This is a genomic window from uncultured Methylophaga sp., assembly GCF_947259025.1.
Classification (GTDB): Bacteria; Pseudomonadota; Gammaproteobacteria; order Nitrosococcales; family Methylophagaceae; genus Methylophaga.
This window is the reverse complement of the sequence record NZ_CAMYKO010000005.1, coordinates 232,663-255,796: the sequence shown is the minus strand read 5'-3', so window position 1 is coordinate 255,796 and position 23,134 is coordinate 232,663. Positions and strand designations below refer to the sequence as shown.

The window sequence follows — 23,134 nt, the reverse complement described above, 5'->3', positions numbered from 1 at the left end:
TTTCATATGCACACTTAAAGTCTCAGACAGAATAAAAAATCGGGTCAGTTCAGGCGTCTCTGACCAGCGAGAGATGGGCTCCGGGCTCTGCAGAAGCATAAACGGCGTCCCGACCGGCAGCTTTGGCAGCATAGAGGTGGCGATCAGTGCGGCGAAGCAGGTCAACAGCATCTTGATCGTCCTGATGCAGTACAGCAATACCGATGCTGACGGTGTAACGTATCCTGTCAGCGTCGCAAGCGACTTCATCAGCATGAATCCGCTGCATAAGTCGATCGGCGATCTCCCTGGCCGCTTCAATATCGGTATCAGGCAGCATAAAGGCAAACTCTTCACCGCCATAACGGCACAGTACATCGGTGCTGCGGGTCACCGATTCACAAATCCTGGCCAGTGAACACAGCACAATATCACCGGCAAGATGGCCATAATCATCATTGACCTTTTTAAAGTGATCGACGTCGAGCATTAACATTGATAAGGCATTCTGCTCCTTGCGAGCACGCAGATAGCCGACTTCCAGCTCCAGATTAAAGCGCCGGCGATTGACTAGGCCGGTCAGCGGATCAGTCTCTGCCTGACGCCTAAACTGACTTTCACGCTGTTCACTGTGGCGCACTTTGTTGACCAGGCGCAGCCGTGTCCAAATCAACCATCCTATCAGGGACAAAAGTACTGCCAGTGTGGTGATCGCAGGCCACAACCAGGTGCTCAACTTAGCGCTTTTGGCTGGCGTATAGAGAAAACGATTCAAATCAACCGGATCGGTGATGCCGATTTCGCGGTAAACCTGCATAATGCGTTTCCAGCGAGCCCGATTGCTGTAGCCAAGTTCAATCAGATCCGGCTGGATATAATCGCGAAGCTGGCTAGCCTCCTGCAGCATAAAGTCGAGATCATAATCCGCATTGCGAACCGGATAATTGAGCAGGATATGTCGGGCCGTCGTTTCCGGGTTATTCAGGGCAAATTCCCAGCCGCGCAAAACAGCTTCTCTGAATGCCGCAACCAACTCCGGATCTGTTCGCAGGGACGACTCACTGGTAAACAGCAGGTCCCCGTATAAATCGATGCCATAATCCATTGGGGAAATAACAACTGGCTGATATCCCCGGCGTTCCAGGATATAGGGCTCATCAGAAGCAAAGCCGAGTATCATCTTGGTCTCACCGTTTTGCAGCGCTTCCAGGTTCCAGTGTTTGAAACGGTTATTAAGCTCACCGACATCAACGCCTGCCCTTGCCAGGGCAGCAATCACCTCAATATCAATAACCTCGCCCGGTTTATTGGTTTCCAAAGGCAGGGAGACCGGCTCGTTGCCAATATCCTCCAACCGGGTGATGTTGTGCTTATCGAGGGTGATGAAGGCGGCCGGGCTGCGCTGCATAATCGCTGCCAGCATCACAACCGGCAGCCCCCTGGCATGATGCACCAGCAAGTCACTACGCGTGACACCGAAGTCTGCACGCTGAAACACTACCTCCTCGACGGGATTTGTGGTGTTACCCTGCTGGTCGATACCGGCACGAATCTCCACCTCCATCCCGGCCTGGGTGAAATAGCCTTGGGCTTTGGCCGCATAATAGCCTGCAAACTGAAACTGATGATGCCAGGGAAGCTGAAGAACCACGGTTTCAGCGGCAGTCACACCGGACCAGCAAAGGGCAACCAGACTCAGCCATAAGTGGCGCTTGAGAAGTAAGCTTAGGCACATAACAATGAGGCTGGTCTTCCTGACAGCAAGCCTGTCATCACTCCGTTTTAAGCCTGTCTTTGAGAGCCTGATCCCTATAAATTAACTCTCGCCGTTCCCGTCCTGATGAATGCCTGGCGGGCATAAGGATGCTGATTGCATCACTGAACGATCCTAGCAAATAACATCCGTTGCGCCCCCCCGTGATATGAGGGGGGAGTGGCTAGCATTTCGACAGCCCTAATCGCACTATCCTCTTTTCAAATCATCGTCTTCAGTTTGTGGTCAGCGCTACTTTGATTACCCCGTCACGCTGTGCAGCAAAGAGTTCGTAGGCATCGACGATCTGCTCAAGCTCAAAACGATGTGTCACCATGGACTCCAGGTTGATTCTGCCATTGGCGATGACACTCATCAGGCGCCGCATTCGCTCTTTCCCCCCGGGACAGAGGCTGGTGACAATTTTATGGTCACCCAATCCAGCGCTGAATGCATTCATGGAAATTGTCAGATCTGAAGAGTAAACGCCCAGGCTGGACAACGTACCGCCCGGCTTTAATACTCGCAGTGAAGCTTCAAAAGTCTCCTGCTTGCCTAGCGCTTCAATAGCGGCATCCACGCCCCGGCCGCCGGTGATTTTCAGAATTTCCGCCACAACATCCACTTTTTTGAAATCCAGGACCACATCCGCCCCCATTGCCTTGGAGAGCCTTAAACGTTCATCCACACCATCCACGGCGATGATCAGGCTGGCTCCTTTCAAACGTGCACCTGCGGTGGCACTCAGACCAATCGGGCCTTGTGCAAAAATGGCAACAACGTCACCGATGTGAATGTCAGCAGATTCTGCACCGGCAAACCCGGTAGACATGATGTCCGGGCACATCAGTACCTGTTCATCGGTGAGCCCCTCTGGCACTGGCGCCAGATTAGCCTGGGCGTCAGGCACCCGCAGGTATTCGGCCTGCGCGCCGTCGATAGTGTTACCAAAGCGCCATCCCCCCATCGGTTTGTAACCGTGGGCATGGGCACCACCATCCTGTGCCGGGTGACCATCCTGGCACCCATAGGAGGTGAAACTGGGACAGATTGCACCGGCAATCACCCGCTGGCCTTCCTGATAGCCCTTGACGTTTTTGCCCAGTTTTTCAATCACACCGACCGGTTCATGGCCAATGGTCAATCCTTTTTCAACCGGGTATTCGCCCTTGAGAATGTGGATATCAGTACCGCAGATTGTGGTGGTGGTTACGCGGACCAAAGCATCGTTGTCACCAACAGGCGGTACTGGCTTATCGTCGATTTCAATCCTGCCCGGTTCGACAAACACTGCAGCCTTCATCATCTTGCTCATCGCAACCTCCTTTTACTGTTTGATATCAGTAAATTAGCAGGCAGCAATGACGGCAGCAATGCAGATCAAATGCAGTTTTGATCTAAATCAAATCAGTTTTATTCTGCCAGTGGCTGCAGCCATTGGGTGCCGCCCAGCTTTTGTTGTTGGGCCAGGTTCCAGTTTGCCCTCTCGATGAGATGTGATGCAGGCTGAGCCGGCTGATAGTTGAGGGGACTGGGCAGACTGGAAGCCAGTAAGGCGGATTGCATGGGTGTCAGTTGTGCTGCCGGTTTACCGAAATGATAGCGGCTGGCGGCCTCCAGCCCGAACACGCCCGGCCCCCACTCTGCAATATTGAGATACACCTCAAGGATACGCTGCTTGCCCCAACTCAATTCAACCAGCAGGGTGAACCACAGTTCCAGTCCTTTACGCAGCCAGCTACGTCCGGTCCACAGGTACATATTCTTGGCGACCTGCTGACTGATGGTACTGGCACCGCGCAAATCGCCGCCGCGATAGGCTTCCTTCAGCGCCGTCATCACGGCTTCAAAATCGATACCGGCATGATGCGGGAATTTCTGATCTTCGGAGGTCACGACTGCCAGCGCTGCCTGTTTGGGCATCACGTTCCAGTCAAGCCATTGCTGATGCAGATAAAAGTCGTCTCTATCACTGCTCAGCCAGCGATCCACCATCACCATGGTGACAGGCGGGTTAATCCAGCGAAACGGCACGACCATCAACAGGCTCAGCACAAGCCAGGCCAGTAACAGCAATAAAATACTTCGCAGAAGATAACGCTTGAATTTATTCACGCTGCAATCTTAGCAAAAAAGCCCTAATCCACGCTGAATTCGCATTTACCTTGTGCTGCTAAGTGCAGTTTTTGTAGTATTGAAGCGGGTTCGCCAACGTCGGCTACCACTGCTTTTAATTTCTTATATGGATTTCAAATGAAAAAAATCATCCTGGCCAGCCTGCTGCTAACTTTGGTGGCTTGTACCACTGCTTCGCCCAAACAATTCTATCGCCCTGCCGGAGCCGAGCAACAACTTGAAATCAGTGGTCGCTTCAACCAAATCAGCTTTAAACATGAAGTGATGATTAATGACCAAACAGTGGTTAGCGGCGAATTACCCTACGATTATGCTGACACCACCTTAAGCGGCGAATACAACGGCAAAACCGTAAAATCGGATTGCCGCTGGAAGAAAAAAATTGATCTGACCTGCCTGGTTTGGGTAGACGGTGAAAAGGCGGCAACACTGACTTTCTGAGTACCAGCCCCCAAAATGGGTCAGAGTTAACAAAACGGTTTTTTTCAGCGTGAACTTTGCTGGAGACAAGCGCAAAATATCGGCATGTCTTTATGCTTCAGGTACACGATGAACGACGCAGTCAGGAAAATGCTGGCCACCATAGCGCATCAAACCGCAGCGACCGCCAGCACGACCGGCAGATCGACGCTGTCACCCACCGTGTTGGCAGCAATAGAAGCGGTCAATCGTGCTGATTTTGTTCCCGACAATGCCCTCAACCGCGCCTATGATGACGGGCCTCTGGCGATTGGATATGGGCAGACCATTTCCCAGCCCTTCATTGTTGCCCTGATGACGGATCTGCTTGATATTGAGCCCGACCATAAAGTGCTGGAAATTGGCACCGGTTCGGGCTATCAGACAGCCATTTTGTCCAAGCTGGCTGCCGAGGTTTACACCGTAGAACGGATTGAAAACCTGGCTGAACAGGCCCGTCAACAGTTTGAAAAATTAGGCTATGACAATATCCACTGCCGACAGGCAGACGGATACCTAGGCTGGGAAGAGCACGGCGCTTATGATGGCATTATTGTCACCGCCGCTGCTGCGGCTGTTCCCCCTGCCCTGTTAAATCAGCTCAAATCCGGTGGCAGGATGGTGATCCCGCTCGCCGAAGCCCGGGGCTATCAGGACTTGGTGCTGATAGACAAAGATAAAGAAGGCAAGGCTCATAGCCAGCCGCTACTCAGTGTCAGCTTTGTGCCGCTGGTCGCTGACTGACCGGTTTATCCATCAGCTGTCACAGTCAGATTCCAGCATGCCTCAACAGCCACCAATATTCTCAACATTACGCCACTGACTATAATGCATTAACTCGCGCAGCAAGCTGGCCTGATCGGCGGGGTTGTCATTTTCGAAGGCCGCATTGAGAAAAATGGTCTGGCGTTCGTTATCATTGCAGCGGAAAATCATCACGCATGGTTATTTTGTGCGTTCCGATAACTACTCGACTGGCTGGATTTTCTGGCCCGGCATTCACTTTGAACAGGCCAGCAAGCTGACCGATTCATTCTTTTCAGGCAAAGGCTGACCCCGAACAGTAACACTGCCCGGGCAAGCTAAAACCATCAATAAAAATCAACGGTGGCCGTCAGGCTGACGGTGCGTGGTGCACCCAGTACCAGGTAACCACTGCTACCGCCGTTTCCTCCTACCGAGGCCCAGTAGTCACGATCAAACAGGTTATGTACACGGGCTCTCAAAGTCAGATCCTGATTGCCGACCGCAACAATGTAACGGGCACCGATATCAACTGTGGTCCAGTCATCCACTTTCAGGGTATTGGCATTATCCGCATAGCGTGAACCGGTATAGGTCACCCGACTGTCCAAAGCCAAACCATTGATTTGTGGGACTTCCCACTCTGCTCCCAGCGTAGCCTGCCATTCAGCCACACCGATAACCTCATTGCCATCAATAGCCGGATCACCAGTATCTTTCTGTTCCGCATCAAGCCAGGTCACACCGCCCAACAACTTAATGTTATCAGTGGCCTTACCGTAAAACGTTAGTTCCAGGCCTTGGTGCTGATTTTCTCCTGCTTCACGAAAGACCGGATTAAGTGGATCAGTTTCATCCATATAAGCACGGGGCATCTCTGTTGTGAAATACGCCAGACCCGCACCAAACTGCTCATTTTCGTATTTGACGCCAATCTCTTTCTGTTCTGACACATAAGGAGCCAGGGATTCACCACCATTCACTACATCAACGGTACCTGCAGAAGTTGTTGTAGTCTGATCTGCGCGATCCCCCTGGGCTAGGCTCTCTATATAATTGGCGTAGAATGAAAACTGATCTGTCAGTTTGAAAACTGCCCCGACAGCAGGTGTGATCTCATTGTCTTCATAGGTCGAACGAGGCCCATTATTGTATGGATAGTCTTCTACCTTGATTGACTGATGCCTGGCGCCTAAAGTCAGCAGGAACTGATCATCTGCGAAAGCCAGAGTGTCACCAACGGCAAAACTGTTCAGCTTGGTTCTGGTATTCAGGGCCGGAGAATTGAAGTCGTTACCAATCCCAGCCGTTCCTGTAAACGCGGGTTGTGAGGTAAAAACTGGGTTGTAGAGGTTTGTGTTGGTCTGGGTACCTGCAAAATCGAAAATATACCCATTTTTGGTTTCCAACTGGAAATAAGAATAGGCAAGGACCCAGTCATGTCCAACACTGCCTGTTTTGAAGTCACCTCTCAAGCCAATTTCCCCCGTATCTACACTGTCCTCACGGGCATTATCGAAACGGTAAAAGGAACCATCACCAGACTGCGCACCGTTGACAGTCAGATTAGCCAGAGAGTTTTCTTCCTCAGTCCGACGCATACCGTAAGCTGCCCAGGCGGTGACGCTGTCATTTAGGTCGTACTCTGCCCGGAATGTACCGAACTCATCTTCTTCGTTGGAGTAAGTCCAGGGTTGTGCCCAGTTATGGTCGGCATCGGGTGCAGAAGGCACATCCGATAAACTGGATATCGTGACATTGGTTCTGGTCTGATCCAGTTGATGGTTCTGGTAACCCACATCGGCTGATAAGCGCAAACGGTCACCGCGGTAATCCAATCCGACGCTAAACAGGTTAAGTTCCGCTTCTTCATCCTCAACTGAAGTGCCACCGTTATGATGGGCCGCATTGACGCGCACACCAAACTCATCATTCTCACCAAAGCGACGTGCCACATCAGCCGCGACATTACGCTGGTCATTGTGAGATGCACCCAAGGTGACCCGGTTCAGATCATAGTTGGGTGCCCGCTTGGGAAGCAGGTTGATCACGCCACCAATGCCACCGCCGCTGGGCGTTGCACCGGTCAGAAAAGCACTGGCACCCCGTAACACTTCAACACGCTCGAAGAGTTCAGTGGCAATATACTGTCGTGGCAACAGCGAATAGAGGCCGTTGTACGCCACATCATCTGATCCGATAGTAAAGCCACGGATAAAGTAAGTCTCCTGGAAATTACCAAAACCACGGGCCACTCTGACGCCAGGATCGGCTTGCAGCACATCACCCACACTTTGTGCCTGGCGATCCTGAATATAATCATTGGTATAGCTGGTGATGCTGAACGGGCTATCCAGATGATCCTGAGTGCCCAAAATACCGGCACGCCCGCCTTCCGCGACCTGTCCGCCTGCAAATGCCGGTGACAGCCCCTCTGCAGAAGCGTCGGCACTGGACGTGACTGTCAGCGCATCAAGCTCTAAGGCCTGGGTTTCTTCTTCCGCTATGACCATAGCTGACTGGCTGCACAGTGCAATGCTGATGCACAACGATAATGGTTTGATTGCTGATTTCATCCGACGCTCCGACGCTGTTGTATTTGGAACACAGTTTAATGTGAAGAGCCGGAAATGTAAATGAGAATGTTTATGATTTATCTTTGTTACATTTACTTCATCAAAGGTGAGCGTTTAGCGCTAAATATCGGTTACAGCTTCAATTTTTTATTGTAAGCTATCAGTGATCTAAGCAAGGGAATGGCCGTGACGACAAAAATTAATGTCCCCCATCCACAAATTAGAGAGCCTTTATTAAGGCAGTGGCAGAGCATGCTTGATGTGCTGGCAGAGTTTATGGACGTGCCGGTCGCTTTGATCATGCATCTGAAACGCGACGCCCTGTCGGTGTTTGCTAAAAACAACTCGCCGCTGAACCCCTACCATGTGGGAGACACTGAAAAGTGTAATGGCTCAGGTCTTTACTGTGAGCATGTAATCCATCACAACAGCCGCCTGTTTGTGCACAATGCCCAGGACGACCCGAAATGGCAGAATAATCCCGATCTGGAACTGAACCTGCTCAATTATCTGGGCTTTCCTTTACGCTGGCCCAATGGTGATATTTTCGGCACCGTCTGTGTGCTCGACAGCCAGCCCCATATCTACAGCGAGAAGCAAGAACGACTGATGCTGCAAATGCGGGATATGGTGGAAACCAATCTTGAGTTACTGGAAAAAAATCTCGAACTCGAAAACCTCTCGAAAAACCTGCAGTACCTTGCCAACACCGATGAACTGACCGGTGTCTGGAACCGCCGGGCCTTTATCGCTGAGAGTAATAAAGAATTACAGCGTGCTCAGCGTAATCAGCGACCGGTTTGTCTGCTGATGATGGACTTGGACGACTTCAAAGATATCAACGATGAATTCGGTCACGAAATTGGTGATGAGGTGCTGAAACTGTTTACCCACAGTATTCGGGCCAACAAGCGCAGCTATGATATTTTCGGCCGAATCGGTGGTGAAGAGTTTGCCATGCTGTTACCGGAAACCAGTAAAGTCGAGGCGATTGAACTGGCGGAGCGGATCCGTCGCAAAGTCAGTGAAATCTTTTTTCACACCCAGGGCAACGAGGTCAAAATTACCGTTAGCATTGGTGTTTATGAACTGGCTTCCAACGATACGACCCTGCTCGCCGCATTGAGTCAGGCTGACAAAATTCTCTATGCCGCCAAACGTGCAGGCAAAAACCAGGTCAAAGATCAGGTTCTCTAACCCGCCATAGGCTGCATGCCGCATTGTGATAACAGGCGCTGCCAGCTTTTCGTGTGTCGTTCAATCGACTTATCCAGCATGGTCCAGAGATTATCTGGCTGTTTTTTATTTAAAACTTGCCGGTAAAACGGCCGGAATGTTTCCGGCATCAACTTATCCTGTTGCCCGGCCAGTGCCGCCAACTTGCCAAACAGCTGCTCACCGGCCTGGCTGACTTCAGCCAGATAAGGCTGAACGCGGCCGATATAGACATTGAAAAATAAGCCCTTAACCCGTTCAGACTGTGTGTTGGGCTTATTCAAATAGCAAAGTGGTTCAGACCCCAGGCGCTGCTCGATAAGCCGCGTGCCGTCATCAAGCCGTGTGATTAACAGCCGGGCGCTGTTGATAAGCTGCCCCGGCGTATGAGAAAACACCCAGCGTTGCTGAATCTCTCCCATTGACTTGAGCTCACTATCCATCGGTCCCGACTGCAACTGCGCCAGAACAGTCTTTGCATGGTCGATATCAATGCTCAGGCTGCTGAGTAGATTTTTATCGCTATGGCGCTGATACAGCCCCTTGGACTGCGTCATCAGCGAAGCCATCGGCTCGTCGGCCCAGACACTGTTCCAGAAATAGGCCGGCAGATTGGCTTGTTTGTGATCAATCGCCTGTTGGAGCTGCGCCTTGAGCGCCTGCTTTTCAACTTTGGGCAGACACTGTCGGGCCTTATTGATAAAGCGTAGTTGATATCGCAGTTGATTCAACGGCGTCATCACCCGCCCCATGATCGAGTTACGTTCACCAACCACGACCTGTAGTTCACAGCCATAGAGCGAGAGGAAATCAAGCATATTGATTTCCAGTGGTTCAATCTCCACCCGTCTGTCACGTGGTCGAGGCAGGGTTTTGATCTGTAGCGGCTCACTGAGTTCAGCCTCCAGTTCCAGCACCCGTGCCAGACGCTCCAGATAAGTATCCATCATGCTGTCAGGTTCAGCCAAAGGGTCGCAGGCTGTCAGCCCGATAACAAGCAACAATAAAAAAGTGATGCGCCAGCGCATTGTTCAGATGATCAGGGTCATGGCTTGTTCAGTGGACAGGAACAGCTCGGCATCGGTCAGCGCCACGATATCGTGCCCTTCCCCGGCCCGGGCATAAAGGTAATCCCCCTTGACCAGTTCCACGCCGCCAATCAGCAACTGTCCATTGATCACCAGCATCTCGGCCTCTCCCTGATGCAGGTGCTGCGGAAAGTGAGCGCCTTTTTTAAGCCTGATCATGACGGTGTTGCCGCCATTGTCATTAGTCCGGAATAGCGTTCTTTCGATGCCCTGATGCTCCGTCAGTTGCCAGTCCCGCTCCATTGCTCTGTTTACGATCATAAAAGTCCCAGTCTGCTTATTAGTCAATATAGCTGCCGGTAGCCTGCACTACTCTCAGAGAATCCGGCGCCGTCAGCCACAGGGCCAGTGCAGTGCGTTGCTGACCCCGATCTGCCAGCTCAGGCAAGGTGAATTTCCAGGTCTTGCTACCCGCCTGCTGCCAGTGCTCAAGTACTACAAAATCATGGGTCAACTGACGCCCCCGGTTTTCACCGGCTTGCACGTCGGTTTGCAGGCCCATGCCCAGTATGGCGATATGCAGGGTGAGCGCAGCATCAGAGTCAAAACTGACGGTGAGTTGATCCTGCTTTAATTGCGCCTGTAATCGGCCCGGACGGGTTTGACTATCTTCAAGCTGGCGTTGACCACTGAACCAGTCGCGCCATTCCTGACTGTTAACGACAATACCCGGTGTATAAACCTGCGATAAGAGGTCCTGCCTGACCAGTTCGCGCTGGCGCTGGGAGAACGCAGGACTGGCATAAGGGTCGGGCCAGCCCAGTTGGTCCCAGTAATCCACATGAAAGGCCAGGGGCAGTAGAGTCTTGAAAAGTCTGGGGTCTGATTTTAATGATGACAGCCAGTTATCGGCCGGCGGGCAACTGCTGCATCCTTCGGAGGTGTAAAGCTCCACCACGGTGGTTTTTGTTTCACCGCTGCTGAACTCCAGCGCCCAGGACGGTGACACCACCAGCCACAATAGTATTAAACCTGCACGATACATCGCTCACTCCCCCACACCCGACTATGTGATTGAGAACACGTGCGATGAGTCGAGTTCCTGCTTTAGCTCAGGAAACCGGCTGTTGGATGCATTCACCCGGTAGCCATTGGCCCAGGCTGGCGTTGAGGCTGAATGGGTCAATCGGTTTGGTCAGGTAGCCGTTCATACCGGCATCAAGACATTTCTGCTCATCTTCACGCATGGCATGTGCCGTCAACGCAATCACCGGAATATCGCTGGACTGGCGCAGGCGACGGGTTGCTTCATAGCCATCCATCACCGGCATCTGACAATCCATGAAGATCAAATCAAAATGCTGTTTTTTCAGCATCTCCAGCGCCTGCTGACCATTATTGGCCACATCAACGCTAGGCCCGAACATTTCAATCAGGCCTTTGGCGACCACCACATTGATATGGTTGTCTTCAACTAACAAAATGCGGGCATCGATCAGCTCATGCCCATGACGGGCTTTACGGCTGTCATCACTAACTACCGGCAGATCGGACACATAGCCCAGCAGGCCGTTAAACAGCTCAGATTGCAGCAAGGGTTTAGCCAGCACCAGGCAATCATGACGGCTCACCTTCTCCGGCAACTTACCCAGTTGCCCCTGCGAGGCCAGCAGTAAGAACTGTGGCACCGCTGCCGACTCAGCCAGTAATTCATCAACCGGACAGACCATGAAATCATCCAAATCCATAATCACCACTGCCTGCCCAGTCACTTTTTCACTGGCATGGAGCAATGCCATCAGGGCCTCACAGGAGTCGGCGCTTTCGTAAGCAATGTGCCAGTTGGTCAAAACATCATCAAAATAGCGCTGATAACAAGGCAGTTTGGGTAACACGAAAACCTGCAATGCAGATAATAAGGTGCTGTGGTCATGCGACAAACGATGTCGTTGGTGACAGTTGACGTTGATTTCAAACCAGAAGGTAGAGCCGACGCCTTGAGTACTGGTCACACCGATACGCCCCCCCATCATCTCAACCAGATGGCGGCAGATTGCCAGCCCCAGTCCCGTCCCACCCTGCTGACGGGTGGAACTGCCATCAACCTGACTAAAGCGTTCAAATAATTTTTGCTGTGCCGACTCGCTGATACCACAGCCGGTGTCAGACACTGAAAAACGCAGCGTCGTACTCTGTTGTTGTTGAGAAATCACCGCCAGATCCAGTGTCACCGAGCCCCTTTCAGTGAACTTGATAGCATTACCCAGCAGATTGATTAAAACCTGCTTAAGCCTCAGACGGTCAATATTCAGCATCAGTGCCGGCAGAAAGTGACCAGGGCAGAGTAACTCCAGGTCTTTTTCATCAGCTCGGCTGGACATGGCTTTTGCGACTTCGCCCAGCAACTCGTTCAGATCTTCGTCATGATGATGCAGTTCCAGCTTGCCCGACTCGATCTTGGACAAATCCAGAATGTCATTTAACAGGCTCAATAACGATTCGGCGCTGTCTTTGCTGAGCCCGACCAGATGATTCTGATGCGTATCAAGCTGGCCTTCTCCCAGCAGGTTGAGGGTGCCAATGACACCGTTTAATGGTGTTCTCAGTTCATGGCTCATATTGGCGAGAAATTCGCTCTTGGCAACATTGGCCTGTTCAGCCTGCTCCTTGGCCTCCAGCAAATCACGGGCGGCCTGCTTGGCTTTGGAAACATCCTCATACGTGCCCAGCACACCAATAATTTCTTCCTTGTCGTTGGTCAACGGCGCTTTATTGGTGCTGACCCATACCTCGTTACCCTCGGCATCCACTAACAACTCTTCGAACTGCAGTTTTGCCTTGCCGCTGGCGATCACAGTGGCATCATCCTGGCGGAACTTGTCAGCAAAATCTTCTGCCCAGGGCATATCGCGATCAGTTTTTCCAACCAGTTGATCAATGTCGGTCAGGCCCGCATCTTTCAGGAACAGGCGGTTAGCCCCCATAAACTGTGACTGCTTGTCTTTCCAGAATACCCGCACCGGAATCGCATCCAACACCGAGGACAGCATTTTGTTCGACTCTGCCAATAATGCCCGGCTTTGTTCCAACTCTGCTTCCGCCTGCCGCCGGGATTCATTCTCCTGGCGAAGTTGCCTGTTGAGGCCACTGAGTTCTTTCAAATCCGGCAGCGCGACCATGTCGGACAGCTTAGGAATAAGGTAGATAGCGGTTGCTACTGACACCAGCGCGGTCATCGCCTTGAGCACGCCTTCCAGGTAATAATAAGGCAACCACAGGGTCACAATGCCCATCAGGTGAGTGATACCACAGGCAGTGATAAAACCGGCAAACAGGTAATAAACCGGTTTGAAGGTGATATCGTCTTTTTGCCTGATAAAATAAATGATGCCGATGGGGATAGAGAAATAAGCAAAGGCAATCAGAATATCCGATAGCACATGCAGGGTTAGCAGCGGCACGTCCCAGGAAATACAGTAGCCGTGTGGCATGAAGTCGTGTACATGTTCCATCCGGAATCCTCTTCAGGCATTGTTCACATTGTTGTCGGTTGATGATAACGAAAAATGAGCCTTGCAGGGCAAGACGAAGCATTTTTTTAAAAGACAGGCCAAAAGCGCTGGTAAGCGTTGCAGAAACCTTGTCTGGATGGGGCACTGCAACGATCAGCAAAATACTGAGTCATTAGGCGAATTATGCTGATTCCCTGTAACTGACCTTGTTATAAGCTGTAATCGTGTTAATCAGAAAGGGCATGGAGGTGAGAACCATGTGGACCAAACCGGAATATGACGATATGCGTTTTGGTTTTGAGGTTACCATGTATATCTGTAACCGATAACCAACTGTTTCATTCACTGTTAAACCCCGCTACGGCGGGGTTTTTCATGTCAGAAAAATATTTTTGACAGCAAGCCATAATCGGGCTAAATTGATGCTAGCTTGAAAAGTTGATTTGAATATTTATTTTTCATTTCGATGCATTACCCAGAAGTAGCTCGTCCTGTTTATTAATAAGTACTCTCAACATCTTCCAGCTATGTTGCCTCTCAGGAGGTTTGTTTTTATTAGTAAATTAGGATTAGTTATGTCTACATCTACCGGTACAGTTAAATGGTTCAATGAAACAAAAGGTTACGGCTTCATTGAACAAGAAAGCGGCCCTGACGTTTTTGCTCACTTCAGCCAAATCCAGGGCGACGGTTTCAGAACCCTGCAAGAAGGCCAGAAGGTTGAGTTTACTGTCAGCCAGGGCGCTAAAGGCCCACAAGCCGAAAACATCACTGCGCTGTAATTCACAGCCAGTAGAAACAGAAAAGCCCCGCTAGCGGGGCTTTTTTGATCGTGACATTATCTGACCGCCCATCAAGCCGTGCCCGGCTCGATTTCAATCACCTCGCGGGCGAAAGCCTCATATTTCTGCCACAACTCCCTGGCCATGGTGTCCGGGAATAAATGACACTCCCCTTGGCTGAGCGCTTCGATAATGCCGTCTGCCACAATCGCCGGTGATTCCGCGACATCCTGCAGACCCGCGTCATTGGCCATATCGGTGGCTATCGGCCCCGGATGCACACTGAGCACCACGGTATTTTGCTCTGCCATTTCATGACGCAAAGCCTGGGTGATGGAATAGGCGGCCGCCTTGGAAGCGGCATAGGTGGCAAAAGCCGGGAATGACCTGAGTGATGCAATGGAGTTGAGTTGCACAAAAGCACCGCCCTGGTTGGCTTTGAGTACCGGTGCAAACGCCTGTGCCATACGTAAGAGGCCAGCAACGTTGATATCCATTTGTGTATGCAGGGCATCGATAGATTCGGGCTGCAAGGGGCTGGCATTTTTTAAAACGCCGGCATTATTGATCACAATCTCCACATCCTGGGCATTGGCAGCCGCCGAGATCACCGTGCCCGGCCGACTGAGGTCGATGTGTATTGGCGTGACCTGATCGGCATATTGCTGTTCCAGATCAGCCACTGTCTCCAGGTTACGTACCCCAAGGTAAACTTTGCGTGCGCCGCGTTGCAGCAATGTTTCAGTAATGGCGCGGCCGATGCCACGGTTTGCACCGGTCACTAAAGCGACTTTGTTGGTGATATCAAATGGGCGATTCATTCAGGCTCCTCATTGAAGACAGATTACTCGTTAACGATATCAGGATGACTGATTCTAAAAGCTTAAAGTTCACCTGATTGATTGCCATGATGGGCTGACTCGCCTACATTATCCAGCAACATCGGCTTGAATAAAAAAATGGACACTCATGGATATCAATAACTACAAAAGCCTGCTGGATCAGTACCTGAGTCAATTAATGCACTGGCTCAGCAGCCCCAAATTCTACTCGCAACTGGGCCTGATCCTGCTGGCATTGTTGCTGGCATTTTCGCTGGCGCGGTTTCTCAAAACCCGCTCGCCGATACTCAAGCAAGCGCCCAGCAAAGGGCCGGTTCTTAACCTGCGCCAGGGCATTTACCGCCTGCGAGAGTTAATCTTCCCGCTTATGCTGGTGTTGACCCTGTCACTGGCGGTTGATCTGGGGCAAAAGCTGATCGCGCAGAGTTGGCTGATTAGAATCAGTCTCAGCCTGGCAGTGATTTTCATGCTGTACTCCATCATCAACCGTTTTGTGGAAAAACAATTATTCCGCAAACTGGCGCTGTGGATGATCTTGCCTATAGCCGTGCTGCATGTGTTCGGCTGGCTGGATGAGGTGGTTGCCTACCTGGAGACTATCTCACTGCAGATCGGTAACTTCAAAATCTCAGCCTATGGTGTTGCCCGCGTACTGATATTCGGCTCTGTTTTATTCTGGCTGGGGCGCCTCTCAAATAACGCCGGTCAGCAGATCATCCGCAACCAGCAGGATCTGGATCTGGGTACCCGCGAGGTGTTCGCCAAACTGTTCCAGGTCACTTTATTTGTCATTGTGTTCCTGATGCTGCTGCAGATCATGGGCATCAACCTCACCGCCCTGGCAGTGTTTGGTGGCGCGTTGGGTGTCGGTCTGGGCTTTGGTCTGCAGTCGATTGCATCCAACTTCATTTCCGGCATTATCATCCTGATGGATCGCTCTCTGTCAGTGGGTGACTATATTGAAATGGACGACGGTCGCACGGGCACGATCCGTGAGCTGAAAATGCGTTCGACGACACTGGAGACTTTTGATGGCAAGGACATCATGGTGCCCAACGAGCAATTTATCACCACCAGTTTCACCAACTGGACGCATAAGAATAAAAAACAGCGCTATGCTCTCGATTTTCAGGTCGCCTACAAGACGGATCTACACCTGCTGTTTGAACTGGTGCGTGAAGTGGTGGCCAGCCACCCGCAGGTGATCAGCGGTGATGATATCCCCATTGAAGAACGTCCCGATGCCGAAATCAAAGGCTTTGCCGATTCCGGCGTCGATATTCTGGTGGAGTTCTGGATGGAAGGCATCGACGATGGGCCCAACCGGGTGGGTGCCGATCTGCTGCTGATGATCTGGGATGTGCTGCAACAGCACGGCATAGAAATTCCATTCCCGCAGCGGGAGATCAAGATCCTCGAACAACCGAAGTGACCAGAGCTTGGTGAGCAAGGCAGGGCTTGGGCTGGCAGGGTGAAGGCAAAAGCCTTCACCCTGAATTCACAAACGGTGAATTGTAGTGCACTCAGGTCAGTGACAAACGCCCGGAGAGGCCACTATGAAAATTTCGCCATTGTTTGCACCCTGCGCGGTTTTACTGGTAATTGCCTATAACCAGACTTTTGCCGGTACCAGCGACAACATCATTTCCACGGCCAATGCTGGCAAAGCTGAGCAAATTAGTCAGCTCAGTGAGACCTGTCATCAGGCCTGGCTTGAGATGGACTGGACTCTGGGTGAATCTGAAATGCCAGCCAGTCAACATCCGGCATTCAATCAGGGCATTATGCGCATCTGCCAGGCCAGAGCCGAATTATTTTTTGAAGGCTATGAACTCTCCCCTTTTATCGAAGCAGACAGCCAGGCACAGGTGTTCCCCATTGTCTTTACATCCGATGTCGACGAAATTAAAGCGCACATCCGCCAAAACCTGCCAAAACTCCGTCTGATCTGAATTATTTCCTTCACCATACGCTTGCGTGTTAGACCCTTGTCTGCCCTGTTTTTGGTTCATTTAACGGCACCAACTTCGATCCCACACTACAAATAGGCTTTTGTTGTGCTTATTATTGGCGATTGAATCATTTGATTAACCATACCTTGCGAACAACATTGTTGTGCGCTATGTTTATGTTGTGAGGAAATATAATGTCGCAATTTGAAAACCTGCAATTAGACCAACAACTCTGTTTCGCTCTCTACAGTGCGACCAACAGCATCACGCGTCTTTATCGCAGTCTTCTGGATGATTATGACCTGACCTATCCGCAGTATCTGGTGCTGCTGGTGTTATGGGAAAAAGACAATGTCGCCATCAAGGAAGTGATGAAGCGCCTCAAACTGGATTCCGGCACCCTGTCTCCTATCATTAAAAGACTGCAAAACGCCGGCCTGGTGGAAAAAGTCCGCACTGATAAAGATGAGCGCATCGTGCGATTGATGTTGACCGATAAATCCAGGCAACTGGAACCAGCCATTGCCAAGGTGCAGGACAAAGTGGCCTGTCAGACCGGTCTTTCCTCCAGCGAATTTTTCGAACTTCTCGACAGACTGAACCAACTCGCCAGTAGCCTCAATCAAAAAGAAGCGAAACAGTCTGCCGCGTCGTAGCGTGGCATAAACAGCCTATGCCACGTTTTTTTAAATCCTTGATTTAGGAGAGAGAAAAATGAAAACACGTGGCATCAAAGCAGCTTCATTCTGGTTATCGCTTAGCCAGAGCCTCGTTCTCGCAGCCCTGGCTATCATGCTGGCAGTGGTTTTCAGCTACAGTCAGAATGTCAAAGCTGAAGAACAAAAAAGCCTCTATGAACGACTGGGCGGCACTTACAATATCGCTTCCACGGTCGATCATCTGGTTGATCTGATCTACGACAACAAGGGCCTGAATGCCAACCCGATACTGGCGGCTATCCATGAGCAGCGCCATACCAAGGCCGGTTTCAAGGTTATGCTCACCAACTGGGTCGTTGAAGAAACCGGGGGACCGGAAATCTATATGCCGGATGCCTTCGGCCGCGGTAAGTCCATGAAAGACAGTCACCCGCATCTGAATATCTCCAACCGCGAGTTCGACATTATCAAAACCCTGTGCCTGGCAACTTTTTATCACTTCAACGTGGGCAATCAGGAAATCAATGAACTGATGGATGCACTGGAAAGCTATCGCTACCAGATTGTCACCCGTGAAGACGAAGCCCCGTTCAAATCACGTCTGGTGAAAGAAATGGATGGCATGGAATATAAAAAATAGCCACCCATGAATGTCCAGGCCCCGCCACGATGGCGGGGCCTTTTTTTATTTACAGTCTGAGCCGCGACAACAATCTGAGTAACAGCCAGGCAAACAGCAGCGGCAACAGCACCATGATCAACAGGAATTCCGCCAGCAGGTAAACCGCCGCTTCCACACCCTGCTCGGCCCGTTGTTGCACCTTTTCCAGTCGTGCTTGAATATCCAGCCTGTCACGCAAATCGCTGAACCAGCCGGAAGACTGTTGCTGAGACTCACTATTGAATTCATCAACACTGCTTTGGGTGGATGCCAGCACGCTGACCGCCGCCTGCCGCTCTGTTTGTAACCACTGCTGGGTTTGATGACTAAGCAGCGCCAAGCCCGGAATCAGCAGCCTCAACACAGTGAGTACAATCACCAGACGCAATAAAAGCAGCTTTGCCTTCGGTGGCACGGCCGGTAACAGGTAGGCGAGCAAACTACTCACCGCCAGCATCAGCATAAATAGCCGAATGACCCAATTATCGCCCAGTAGCAGCACTATCTGCTGCACGCCGATAGAGGCTGATGCCAGCAATAAAACCAATGAGAACTGCTCAATCAAATCATTGAGTGGGTCCAGGACTTCGCCCGGTGTCAGCGTCAAGCCCACGCCCATCGGTTCGATCGACATTTCGGTGCCCTGCGCCACTGAAATAACAGCATTCAGCCCGCGCGCCATTGCATAGACAGTGAGGGTGACTTTCAGCATGTCGCTGAGTTGCGGACCCACGCCGTGTTGCATGGGCACACAGGCCAGGACAATGCAGAGAAAAAAAACCGCTGTCATGGCCTTTTGCCTGTTGGTCATACCCGCTCCTTAAATATTTCGGTTCAGGAAAATCCTGATGCGAATCGGGCTTCCTGCTGATGGTGAAAAATCCGGTGTCACCTAAAATGTAATTAACTACTTGAGGTGTTCAAGTATTGTAAATAAACAGGAGAAAGCATCATGTGGACTAAACCAGAATACTCAGATATGCGTTTCGGCTTCGAAGTTACCATGTACATCTGCAATCGCTAAGATTAGCCAGACGTTACCAAAAAAGCCCCCTCACAGGGGCTTTTTTTATGCCCGCTATCAGGCCGCGGCTCTGAGACAGTTCCTGCCGGCATCCTTGGCCTGATAGAGTGCCTTGTCAGCCCGCTCAATCAAGGCAGACATCACTTCATCATCACGATGTTGCGCCACACCGGCGCTGACCGTCACTGTGATACGAGTCTGGTCCAGCTCAAACAACCAGGCCTCGATGGCCTTGCGTAAGGCTTCGACTCTCTCCACCGCATCCTGCTGGCTACAGTTTGTCAGCATCAGCAAAAACTCTTCACCGCCCCAACGGCACACCACATCACTGTCTCGAATATGCAGTTGAATAATATGCGCCACCCGCTGCAGGACATAATCGCCCTGGCGGTGACCGTGACTGTCATTGACCTGTTTGAAATGATCGATATCAAGCAATGCCACCGACAAAGGCTGGTTTTTACGCCGGCAACTGGCCAGCGCCTGCTGGAACAGGCTGTCGAACACCTGGCGACTGGTGACACCAGTCAGTTTGTCGCGGCTGGCCATGGTTTCCAGCCGGCCCTGATAACCGCGTAAAGCGAAGTGCGCAATTATCAGCACGATGATACTAATCAGTAGCGACACCAGGATATTGATTAGTAAAGCGGTCTCCACGCGTTCTGAAGCCGGGTCATTGATCTGTTCCACAATCAGATACCAGTCAAACTCGGGGACCAGTCGACTGTTGAGATAAATCACGCTGCCGTCTTTGGCTTTGAATGATACCGAGGCACTGGGCGAAGTCAGAATACGGGTAAACAGTTTGTCGATGCCATCTTTATTCTGGATGTGCAATTCATCGCTGTATTGGCTGCTTTGCAGCATAACCTCGCCCTGACGATTGACGAAGTAGATCTCCCGGCCATAGCGCTGCTGGTAACTCTCAATGAGTTCGGCAACCGACTGCATCGACAGCCCCACACCGATGACGCCCACCAGTTCGTTGTGTTTGTTCTTGACCTGGTAATTGACAAAGATACTCAGTCGGTCGCGGTCTGCTGTGTCCTGATCAATGTTGATTTCATAGGCCTGCCGCATATCACGGGCACGGAAATACCAGGCATCAGCCGGTTCCGTTTCCGAGACCTGTTTTATAATGCCTTCAGGGTGATAATAGTTGCGGGTCTGTTCGGAAATAAAAAACGCGGTAATCGTCTGATACTGCTGCTGGATTTGCGCCAGATAACGCTGCATTTTGAGGGGTGTTTGTTCGCCACCGGCGACCCAGTCAACCACAAAAGTATCATTGGCCATCAGTGACGAGATCAATACCGGTTGCAGCAAGTCACGCTGAATTTCAGAGTAGATATTGTCGCTGGTCAGCGGCAGCATTTCCTGCTGCAGGCGATCAGTCATCGAATCCCTGGCAACGAAATAGCCGATCAGACTGGTCGCAAGGAAGCCCAGCAACACAATAGCGCTGATAATGACACTGTAAAGTCGTTTACGCGTTTCCATGTTTATCCAGTGATGACCCAATCCAGCATCATAGGTAAGCGGGCCATGAATTTCCAGTAAGTTCAGTCATCTTCGTCAGGAAGATGATAGCGGTCATCATCCGACTGTTCGCCGCCGATACGGCCATAATAGAATACACCAAAGGCAAAGCTGACCAGTAAAAGCAGGTAGAAAACGTCCAGATCATCGTCCTTGAACAAACTTAATAAGGCCCATCCGGGTGCAATGTAAAACACTATACTGAACACACAGGCGAGCAGCCTGCCAAATTCTTTAACTGCACCCTGAAACGCGTAACGACTGAAAAGACCGGTTAGAAAACCGCCGAAAATGGCGAGTATCAGATACATAACCATGCCCACTGTATTAACCTGTGACATCTTTTCTCCTGTCACTGAAAAATATCTCAACCTGCCGGTTCAGACATTTTTATTGCCCTGCTGCATTGCCGTTTCGGTGATAATCACGTCCATCGCAATATCATGCTGCTCGGGGAAAATACTTTTAAGGCGTCCGATTTCCATGCCTACTCCAATTGTCTGCGGCTGATCCGTCCATGCCGCCAGTGTGCGATCGTAGTAACCACCACCATATCCCAGTCGATAGTTGGCCTGATCAAAGCCCAGTAACGGCACCAGCAGGCGCTGTGGTTTGACAAAGTGAGGGTTAATGGGCACCGGGATATTCCAGGTGCCTTTCTTCATCGCCATCGCCGGATGCCAGTGGGCAAAATCAAGTTGCTGGGTCTGATTATTAATCACTGGCACACTCAGCGTCCAGCCATCAGCCAGTAGTGTTTCTGCCAGTGGCCTCAGATCCAGTTCTCCCTTTATCGGCCAGTAGATGCCAAGGCTGCCAGGCGGATACTGCGACAGCAAATCTTTGATCTTTACCAGACAGCCTTGCGCTATCTCAGCCCGCTGCACTGGGGTTAACGCTGACCGCGCTGTTAATAACTGTGTTCTCTGCTGTTTGCGCCAGTTTGTCATTATTCTCTCCGGGCATTGAATCTGCAGGGGATTGTCAATATGATACGAACTTTAAATAAGTATTTCATTTACCTGTTTAAGGAAGAGTCATGATAAAACCGCAAACGCTGCAAGTCATCAAAGCCACAGTACCGGTGTTGAAAACCCATGGTGAAGCGCTGACCCGCCTGTTTTATCAGCGCATGTTCGAGAACAATCCTGAGGTCAAAGCTTATTTTAATCAGGCACACCAGCACAGCGGATCACAACAACAAGCGCTGGCTACTGCCATCTGTGCCTATGCTGAAAACATCGATAATCCCGAAGCACTGTCCGCTGCAGTGGAACTGATCGCTCAGAAACACGCCTCGCTGGGTATTAAACCCGAACATTATCCCATTGTCGGCCAGAACCTGTTGCTGGCTATCAAAGAACTGTTGGGTGATGATGCCAGTGATGACATCATCGATGCCTGGGCCGAAGCCTATCAGGCCCTGGCAGAGATATTTATTGAACGGGAAAAGCAGATTTATACTGAGCACGAGGTGCAGCATGGCTGGCAGGGATTTAAACAATTTGAAGTGATCCGCCGGGAAAAAAGCAGCGAGGTCATCACCTCGTTTTATCTGCAACCGGCCGATGGACAACCATTGGCTGCACACCAGGCAGGACAGTATATTACCGTCAAGCTAAAGGCAGATGGCCCGGAACACACCATGCGCCAATACAGTCTCTCGAACCCACCCGGAAAAGATTACTACCGCATCAGTGTCAAACGTGAAACGGGCAGTGAGAAACCACAGCCAGACGGCTTGGTATCCAACTTTCTGCATGACAAGGTCAAGCCCGGGGATTTGTTGTGGTTAGCTCCGCCTTGCGGCGAGTTTACGCTGCAGAGTCCGGTTGATAAGCCAGTGGTTATGATTGCCGGCGGTGTGGGTATAACCCCACTACTGTCGATGCTGCACCAGCATCTTACTGACAGATCGCAGAGAGTGACACTGATCCAGGCTACCATCAACGGGCAAACCCGGGCATTCAAACAGGAGCTGGACAGACTGGAAAAGCAATATTCAGAGTTTGACTGCCATGTTCGCTACAGTCAGCCCAGTGACGAAGATAAAATAACGGATAATCATGACAGCGAAGGCCTGATAGATGCTGCGCTGATTAATTCGCTGGATTTGACGGCAGATTTTTATCTCTGTGGTCCACCGGCAATGATGCGTCATTGCCTGACGTTGTTAAATAATGCTGGGGTGACATCAGAGCAAATCCACCTGGAAGCATTTGGTCCCGCCCTGCCGCTAGCCTCGTGAACATTTTCTCCAGCGCATTGTGATG

General features: G+C 51.0%; 25 protein-coding genes. 12 read left to right on the top strand and 13 right to left on the bottom strand.

The features are described 5' to 3' along the window. Nucleotides 1–49: 49 nt before the first annotated feature. From Q0X64_RS07225 to mtgA, 3 genes are all read right to left on the bottom strand, one after another. Complete coding sequence (locus Q0X64_RS07225; protein WP_297810614.1) at nucleotides 50–1,714, bottom strand: GGDEF domain-containing protein; 1,665 nt, start codon at nucleotides 1,712–1,714, stop codon at nucleotides 50–52. A 253-nt stretch (nucleotides 1,715–1,967) separates the two neighbouring features. After that, nucleotides 1,968–3,047: an NAD(P)-dependent alcohol dehydrogenase gene (locus tag Q0X64_RS07220; RefSeq protein WP_297810611.1), complete on the bottom strand. Its 1,080-nt coding sequence runs from the start codon at nucleotides 3,045–3,047 to the stop codon at nucleotides 1,968–1,970. A 98-nt stretch (nucleotides 3,048–3,145) separates the two neighbouring features. After that, nucleotides 3,146–3,847 (bottom strand): monofunctional biosynthetic peptidoglycan transglycosylase, encoded by a 702-nt coding sequence (gene mtgA, locus Q0X64_RS07215; RefSeq protein WP_297810608.1) that lies wholly within the window; start codon nucleotides 3,845–3,847, stop codon nucleotides 3,146–3,148. Nucleotides 3,848–3,985: 138 nt separating this feature from the next. Between mtgA and Q0X64_RS07210 the strand changes: the two genes are divergently transcribed. From Q0X64_RS07210 to Q0X64_RS07200, 3 genes are all read left to right on the top strand, one after another. Further along, complete coding sequence (locus Q0X64_RS07210) at nucleotides 3,986–4,309, top strand: hypothetical protein (RefSeq protein WP_297810605.1); 324 nt, start codon at nucleotides 3,986–3,988, stop codon at nucleotides 4,307–4,309. Nucleotides 4,310–4,417: 108 nt separating this feature from the next. Continuing rightward, nucleotides 4,418–5,071 (top strand): protein-L-isoaspartate(D-aspartate) O-methyltransferase, encoded by a 654-nt coding sequence (locus tag Q0X64_RS07205; protein ID WP_297810600.1) that lies wholly within the window; start codon nucleotides 4,418–4,420, stop codon nucleotides 5,069–5,071. 154 nt (nucleotides 5,072–5,225) lie between these two features. Then, nucleotides 5,226–5,381, top strand: a complete 156-nt coding sequence (locus tag Q0X64_RS07200) for a hypothetical protein (RefSeq protein WP_297810597.1) — start codon at nucleotides 5,226–5,228, stop codon at nucleotides 5,379–5,381. 37 nt (nucleotides 5,382–5,418) lie between these two features. Here the strand turns inward: Q0X64_RS07200 and Q0X64_RS07195 are convergent, their stop codons facing one another. Beyond that, a complete protein-coding gene (locus Q0X64_RS07195; RefSeq protein WP_297810594.1) occupies nucleotides 5,419–7,647 on the bottom strand; it encodes a TonB-dependent receptor in 2,229 nt (742 codons plus the stop codon). Nucleotides 7,648–7,833: 186 nt separating this feature from the next. Here Q0X64_RS07195 and Q0X64_RS07190 point away from each other — a divergent pair, with 186 nt between their 5' ends. After that, nucleotides 7,834–8,844 carry a sensor domain-containing diguanylate cyclase gene (locus Q0X64_RS07190; protein WP_297810591.1) on the top strand — a complete coding sequence of 337 codons (1,011 nt, stop codon included), beginning with the start codon at nucleotides 7,834–7,836 and terminating at the stop codon, nucleotides 8,842–8,844. Here Q0X64_RS07190 and Q0X64_RS07185 read toward each other — a convergent pair. From Q0X64_RS07185 to Q0X64_RS07170, 4 genes are all read right to left on the bottom strand, one after another. After that, entirely contained in the window at nucleotides 8,841–9,890 is a 1,050-nt protein-coding gene (locus Q0X64_RS07185; RefSeq protein WP_297810588.1) for a DUF3080 domain-containing protein, read from the bottom strand. The two genes, Q0X64_RS07190 and Q0X64_RS07185, sit on opposite strands and share 4 nt — an antisense overlap. 3 nt (nucleotides 9,891–9,893) lie before the next feature. Continuing rightward, nucleotides 9,894–10,211, bottom strand: a complete 318-nt coding sequence (locus tag Q0X64_RS07180) for a cupin domain-containing protein (protein ID WP_297810585.1) — start codon at nucleotides 10,209–10,211, stop codon at nucleotides 9,894–9,896. 19 nt (nucleotides 10,212–10,230) lie between these two features. Beyond that, on the bottom strand, nucleotides 10,231–10,935 hold the full coding sequence (locus tag Q0X64_RS07175) for a DUF1223 domain-containing protein (RefSeq protein ID WP_297810582.1): 705 nt from the start codon (nucleotides 10,933–10,935) through the stop codon (nucleotides 10,231–10,233). Nucleotides 10,936–11,002: 67 nt separating this feature from the next. Continuing rightward, complete coding sequence (locus tag Q0X64_RS07170; protein WP_297810579.1) at nucleotides 11,003–13,402, bottom strand: response regulator; 2,400 nt, start codon at nucleotides 13,400–13,402, stop codon at nucleotides 11,003–11,005. Nucleotides 13,403–13,659: 257 nt separating this feature from the next. On the opposite strand from Q0X64_RS07170, the gene pqqA (Q0X64_RS07165) reads away from it, so the two are divergent. Both pqqA (Q0X64_RS07165) and Q0X64_RS07160 read left to right on the top strand, forming a co-directional pair. Next, entirely contained in the window at nucleotides 13,660–13,731 is a 72-nt protein-coding gene (pqqA, locus tag Q0X64_RS07165; protein WP_297812150.1) for a pyrroloquinoline quinone precursor peptide PqqA, read from the top strand. Nucleotides 13,732–13,977: 246 nt separating this feature from the next. Then, nucleotides 13,978–14,184 (top strand): cold-shock protein, encoded by a 207-nt coding sequence (locus tag Q0X64_RS07160; protein WP_297810576.1) that lies wholly within the window; start codon nucleotides 13,978–13,980, stop codon nucleotides 14,182–14,184. Nucleotides 14,185–14,255: 71 nt separating this feature from the next. Here Q0X64_RS07160 and Q0X64_RS07155 read toward each other — a convergent pair whose 3' ends face one another. Beyond that, nucleotides 14,256–15,005, bottom strand: coding sequence for an SDR family oxidoreductase (locus Q0X64_RS07155; protein WP_297810573.1), 750 nt, complete (start codon nucleotides 15,003–15,005; stop codon nucleotides 14,256–14,258). A gap of 148 nt (nucleotides 15,006–15,153) precedes the next feature. Between Q0X64_RS07155 and Q0X64_RS07150 the strand changes: the two genes are divergently transcribed. From Q0X64_RS07150 to Q0X64_RS07135, 4 genes are all read left to right on the top strand, one after another. Then, nucleotides 15,154–16,458: a mechanosensitive ion channel domain-containing protein gene (locus Q0X64_RS07150; protein ID WP_297810570.1), complete on the top strand. Its 1,305-nt coding sequence runs from the start codon at nucleotides 15,154–15,156 to the stop codon at nucleotides 16,456–16,458. A gap of 124 nt (nucleotides 16,459–16,582) precedes the next feature. Beyond that, nucleotides 16,583–16,978: a hypothetical protein gene (locus Q0X64_RS07145; RefSeq protein WP_297810567.1), complete on the top strand. Its 396-nt coding sequence runs from the start codon at nucleotides 16,583–16,585 to the stop codon at nucleotides 16,976–16,978. Nucleotides 16,979–17,172: 194 nt separating this feature from the next. Continuing rightward, nucleotides 17,173–17,634 (top strand): MarR family transcriptional regulator, encoded by a 462-nt coding sequence (locus tag Q0X64_RS07140; protein WP_297810564.1) that lies wholly within the window; start codon nucleotides 17,173–17,175, stop codon nucleotides 17,632–17,634. A 58-nt stretch (nucleotides 17,635–17,692) separates the two neighbouring features. Beyond that, nucleotides 17,693–18,277, top strand: coding sequence for a hypothetical protein (locus Q0X64_RS07135; RefSeq protein ID WP_297810536.1), 585 nt, complete (start codon nucleotides 17,693–17,695; stop codon nucleotides 18,275–18,277). Between the two features lie 49 nt (nucleotides 18,278–18,326). On the opposite strand, the gene Q0X64_RS07130 is transcribed toward Q0X64_RS07135, so the two are convergent. Beyond that, complete coding sequence (locus tag Q0X64_RS07130; RefSeq protein ID WP_297810534.1) at nucleotides 18,327–19,109, bottom strand: hypothetical protein; 783 nt, start codon at nucleotides 19,107–19,109, stop codon at nucleotides 18,327–18,329. Nucleotides 19,110–19,250: 141 nt separating this feature from the next. On the opposite strand from Q0X64_RS07130, the gene pqqA (Q0X64_RS07125) reads away from it, so the two are divergent. Further along, nucleotides 19,251–19,322 carry a pyrroloquinoline quinone precursor peptide PqqA gene (gene pqqA / locus Q0X64_RS07125; RefSeq protein WP_081443609.1) on the top strand — a complete coding sequence of 24 codons (72 nt, stop codon included), beginning with the start codon at nucleotides 19,251–19,253 and terminating at the stop codon, nucleotides 19,320–19,322. A gap of 57 nt (nucleotides 19,323–19,379) precedes the next feature. On the opposite strand, the gene Q0X64_RS07120 is transcribed toward pqqA (Q0X64_RS07125), so the two are convergent. The 3 genes from Q0X64_RS07120 to Q0X64_RS07110 all read right to left on the bottom strand — a co-directional run bounded on the left by Q0X64_RS07120 (nucleotide 19,380) and on the right by Q0X64_RS07110 (nucleotide 21,811). Next, a complete protein-coding gene (locus Q0X64_RS07120) occupies nucleotides 19,380–20,822 on the bottom strand; it encodes a sensor domain-containing diguanylate cyclase (protein WP_297810531.1) in 1,443 nt (480 codons plus the stop codon). A 62-nt stretch (nucleotides 20,823–20,884) separates the two neighbouring features. Next, entirely contained in the window at nucleotides 20,885–21,202 is a 318-nt protein-coding gene (locus tag Q0X64_RS07115; protein ID WP_297810529.1) for a hypothetical protein, read from the bottom strand. Nucleotides 21,203–21,241: 39 nt separating this feature from the next. Further along, entirely contained in the window at nucleotides 21,242–21,811 is a 570-nt protein-coding gene (locus Q0X64_RS07110; protein ID WP_297810526.1) for a 5-formyltetrahydrofolate cyclo-ligase, read from the bottom strand. A gap of 89 nt (nucleotides 21,812–21,900) precedes the next feature. Between Q0X64_RS07110 and hmpA the strand changes: the two genes are divergently transcribed. Then, nucleotides 21,901–23,109: an NO-inducible flavohemoprotein gene (hmpA, locus tag Q0X64_RS07105; protein WP_297810523.1), complete on the top strand. Its 1,209-nt coding sequence runs from the start codon at nucleotides 21,901–21,903 to the stop codon at nucleotides 23,107–23,109. The last annotated feature ends 25 nt before the right edge of the window (nucleotides 23,110–23,134 follow it).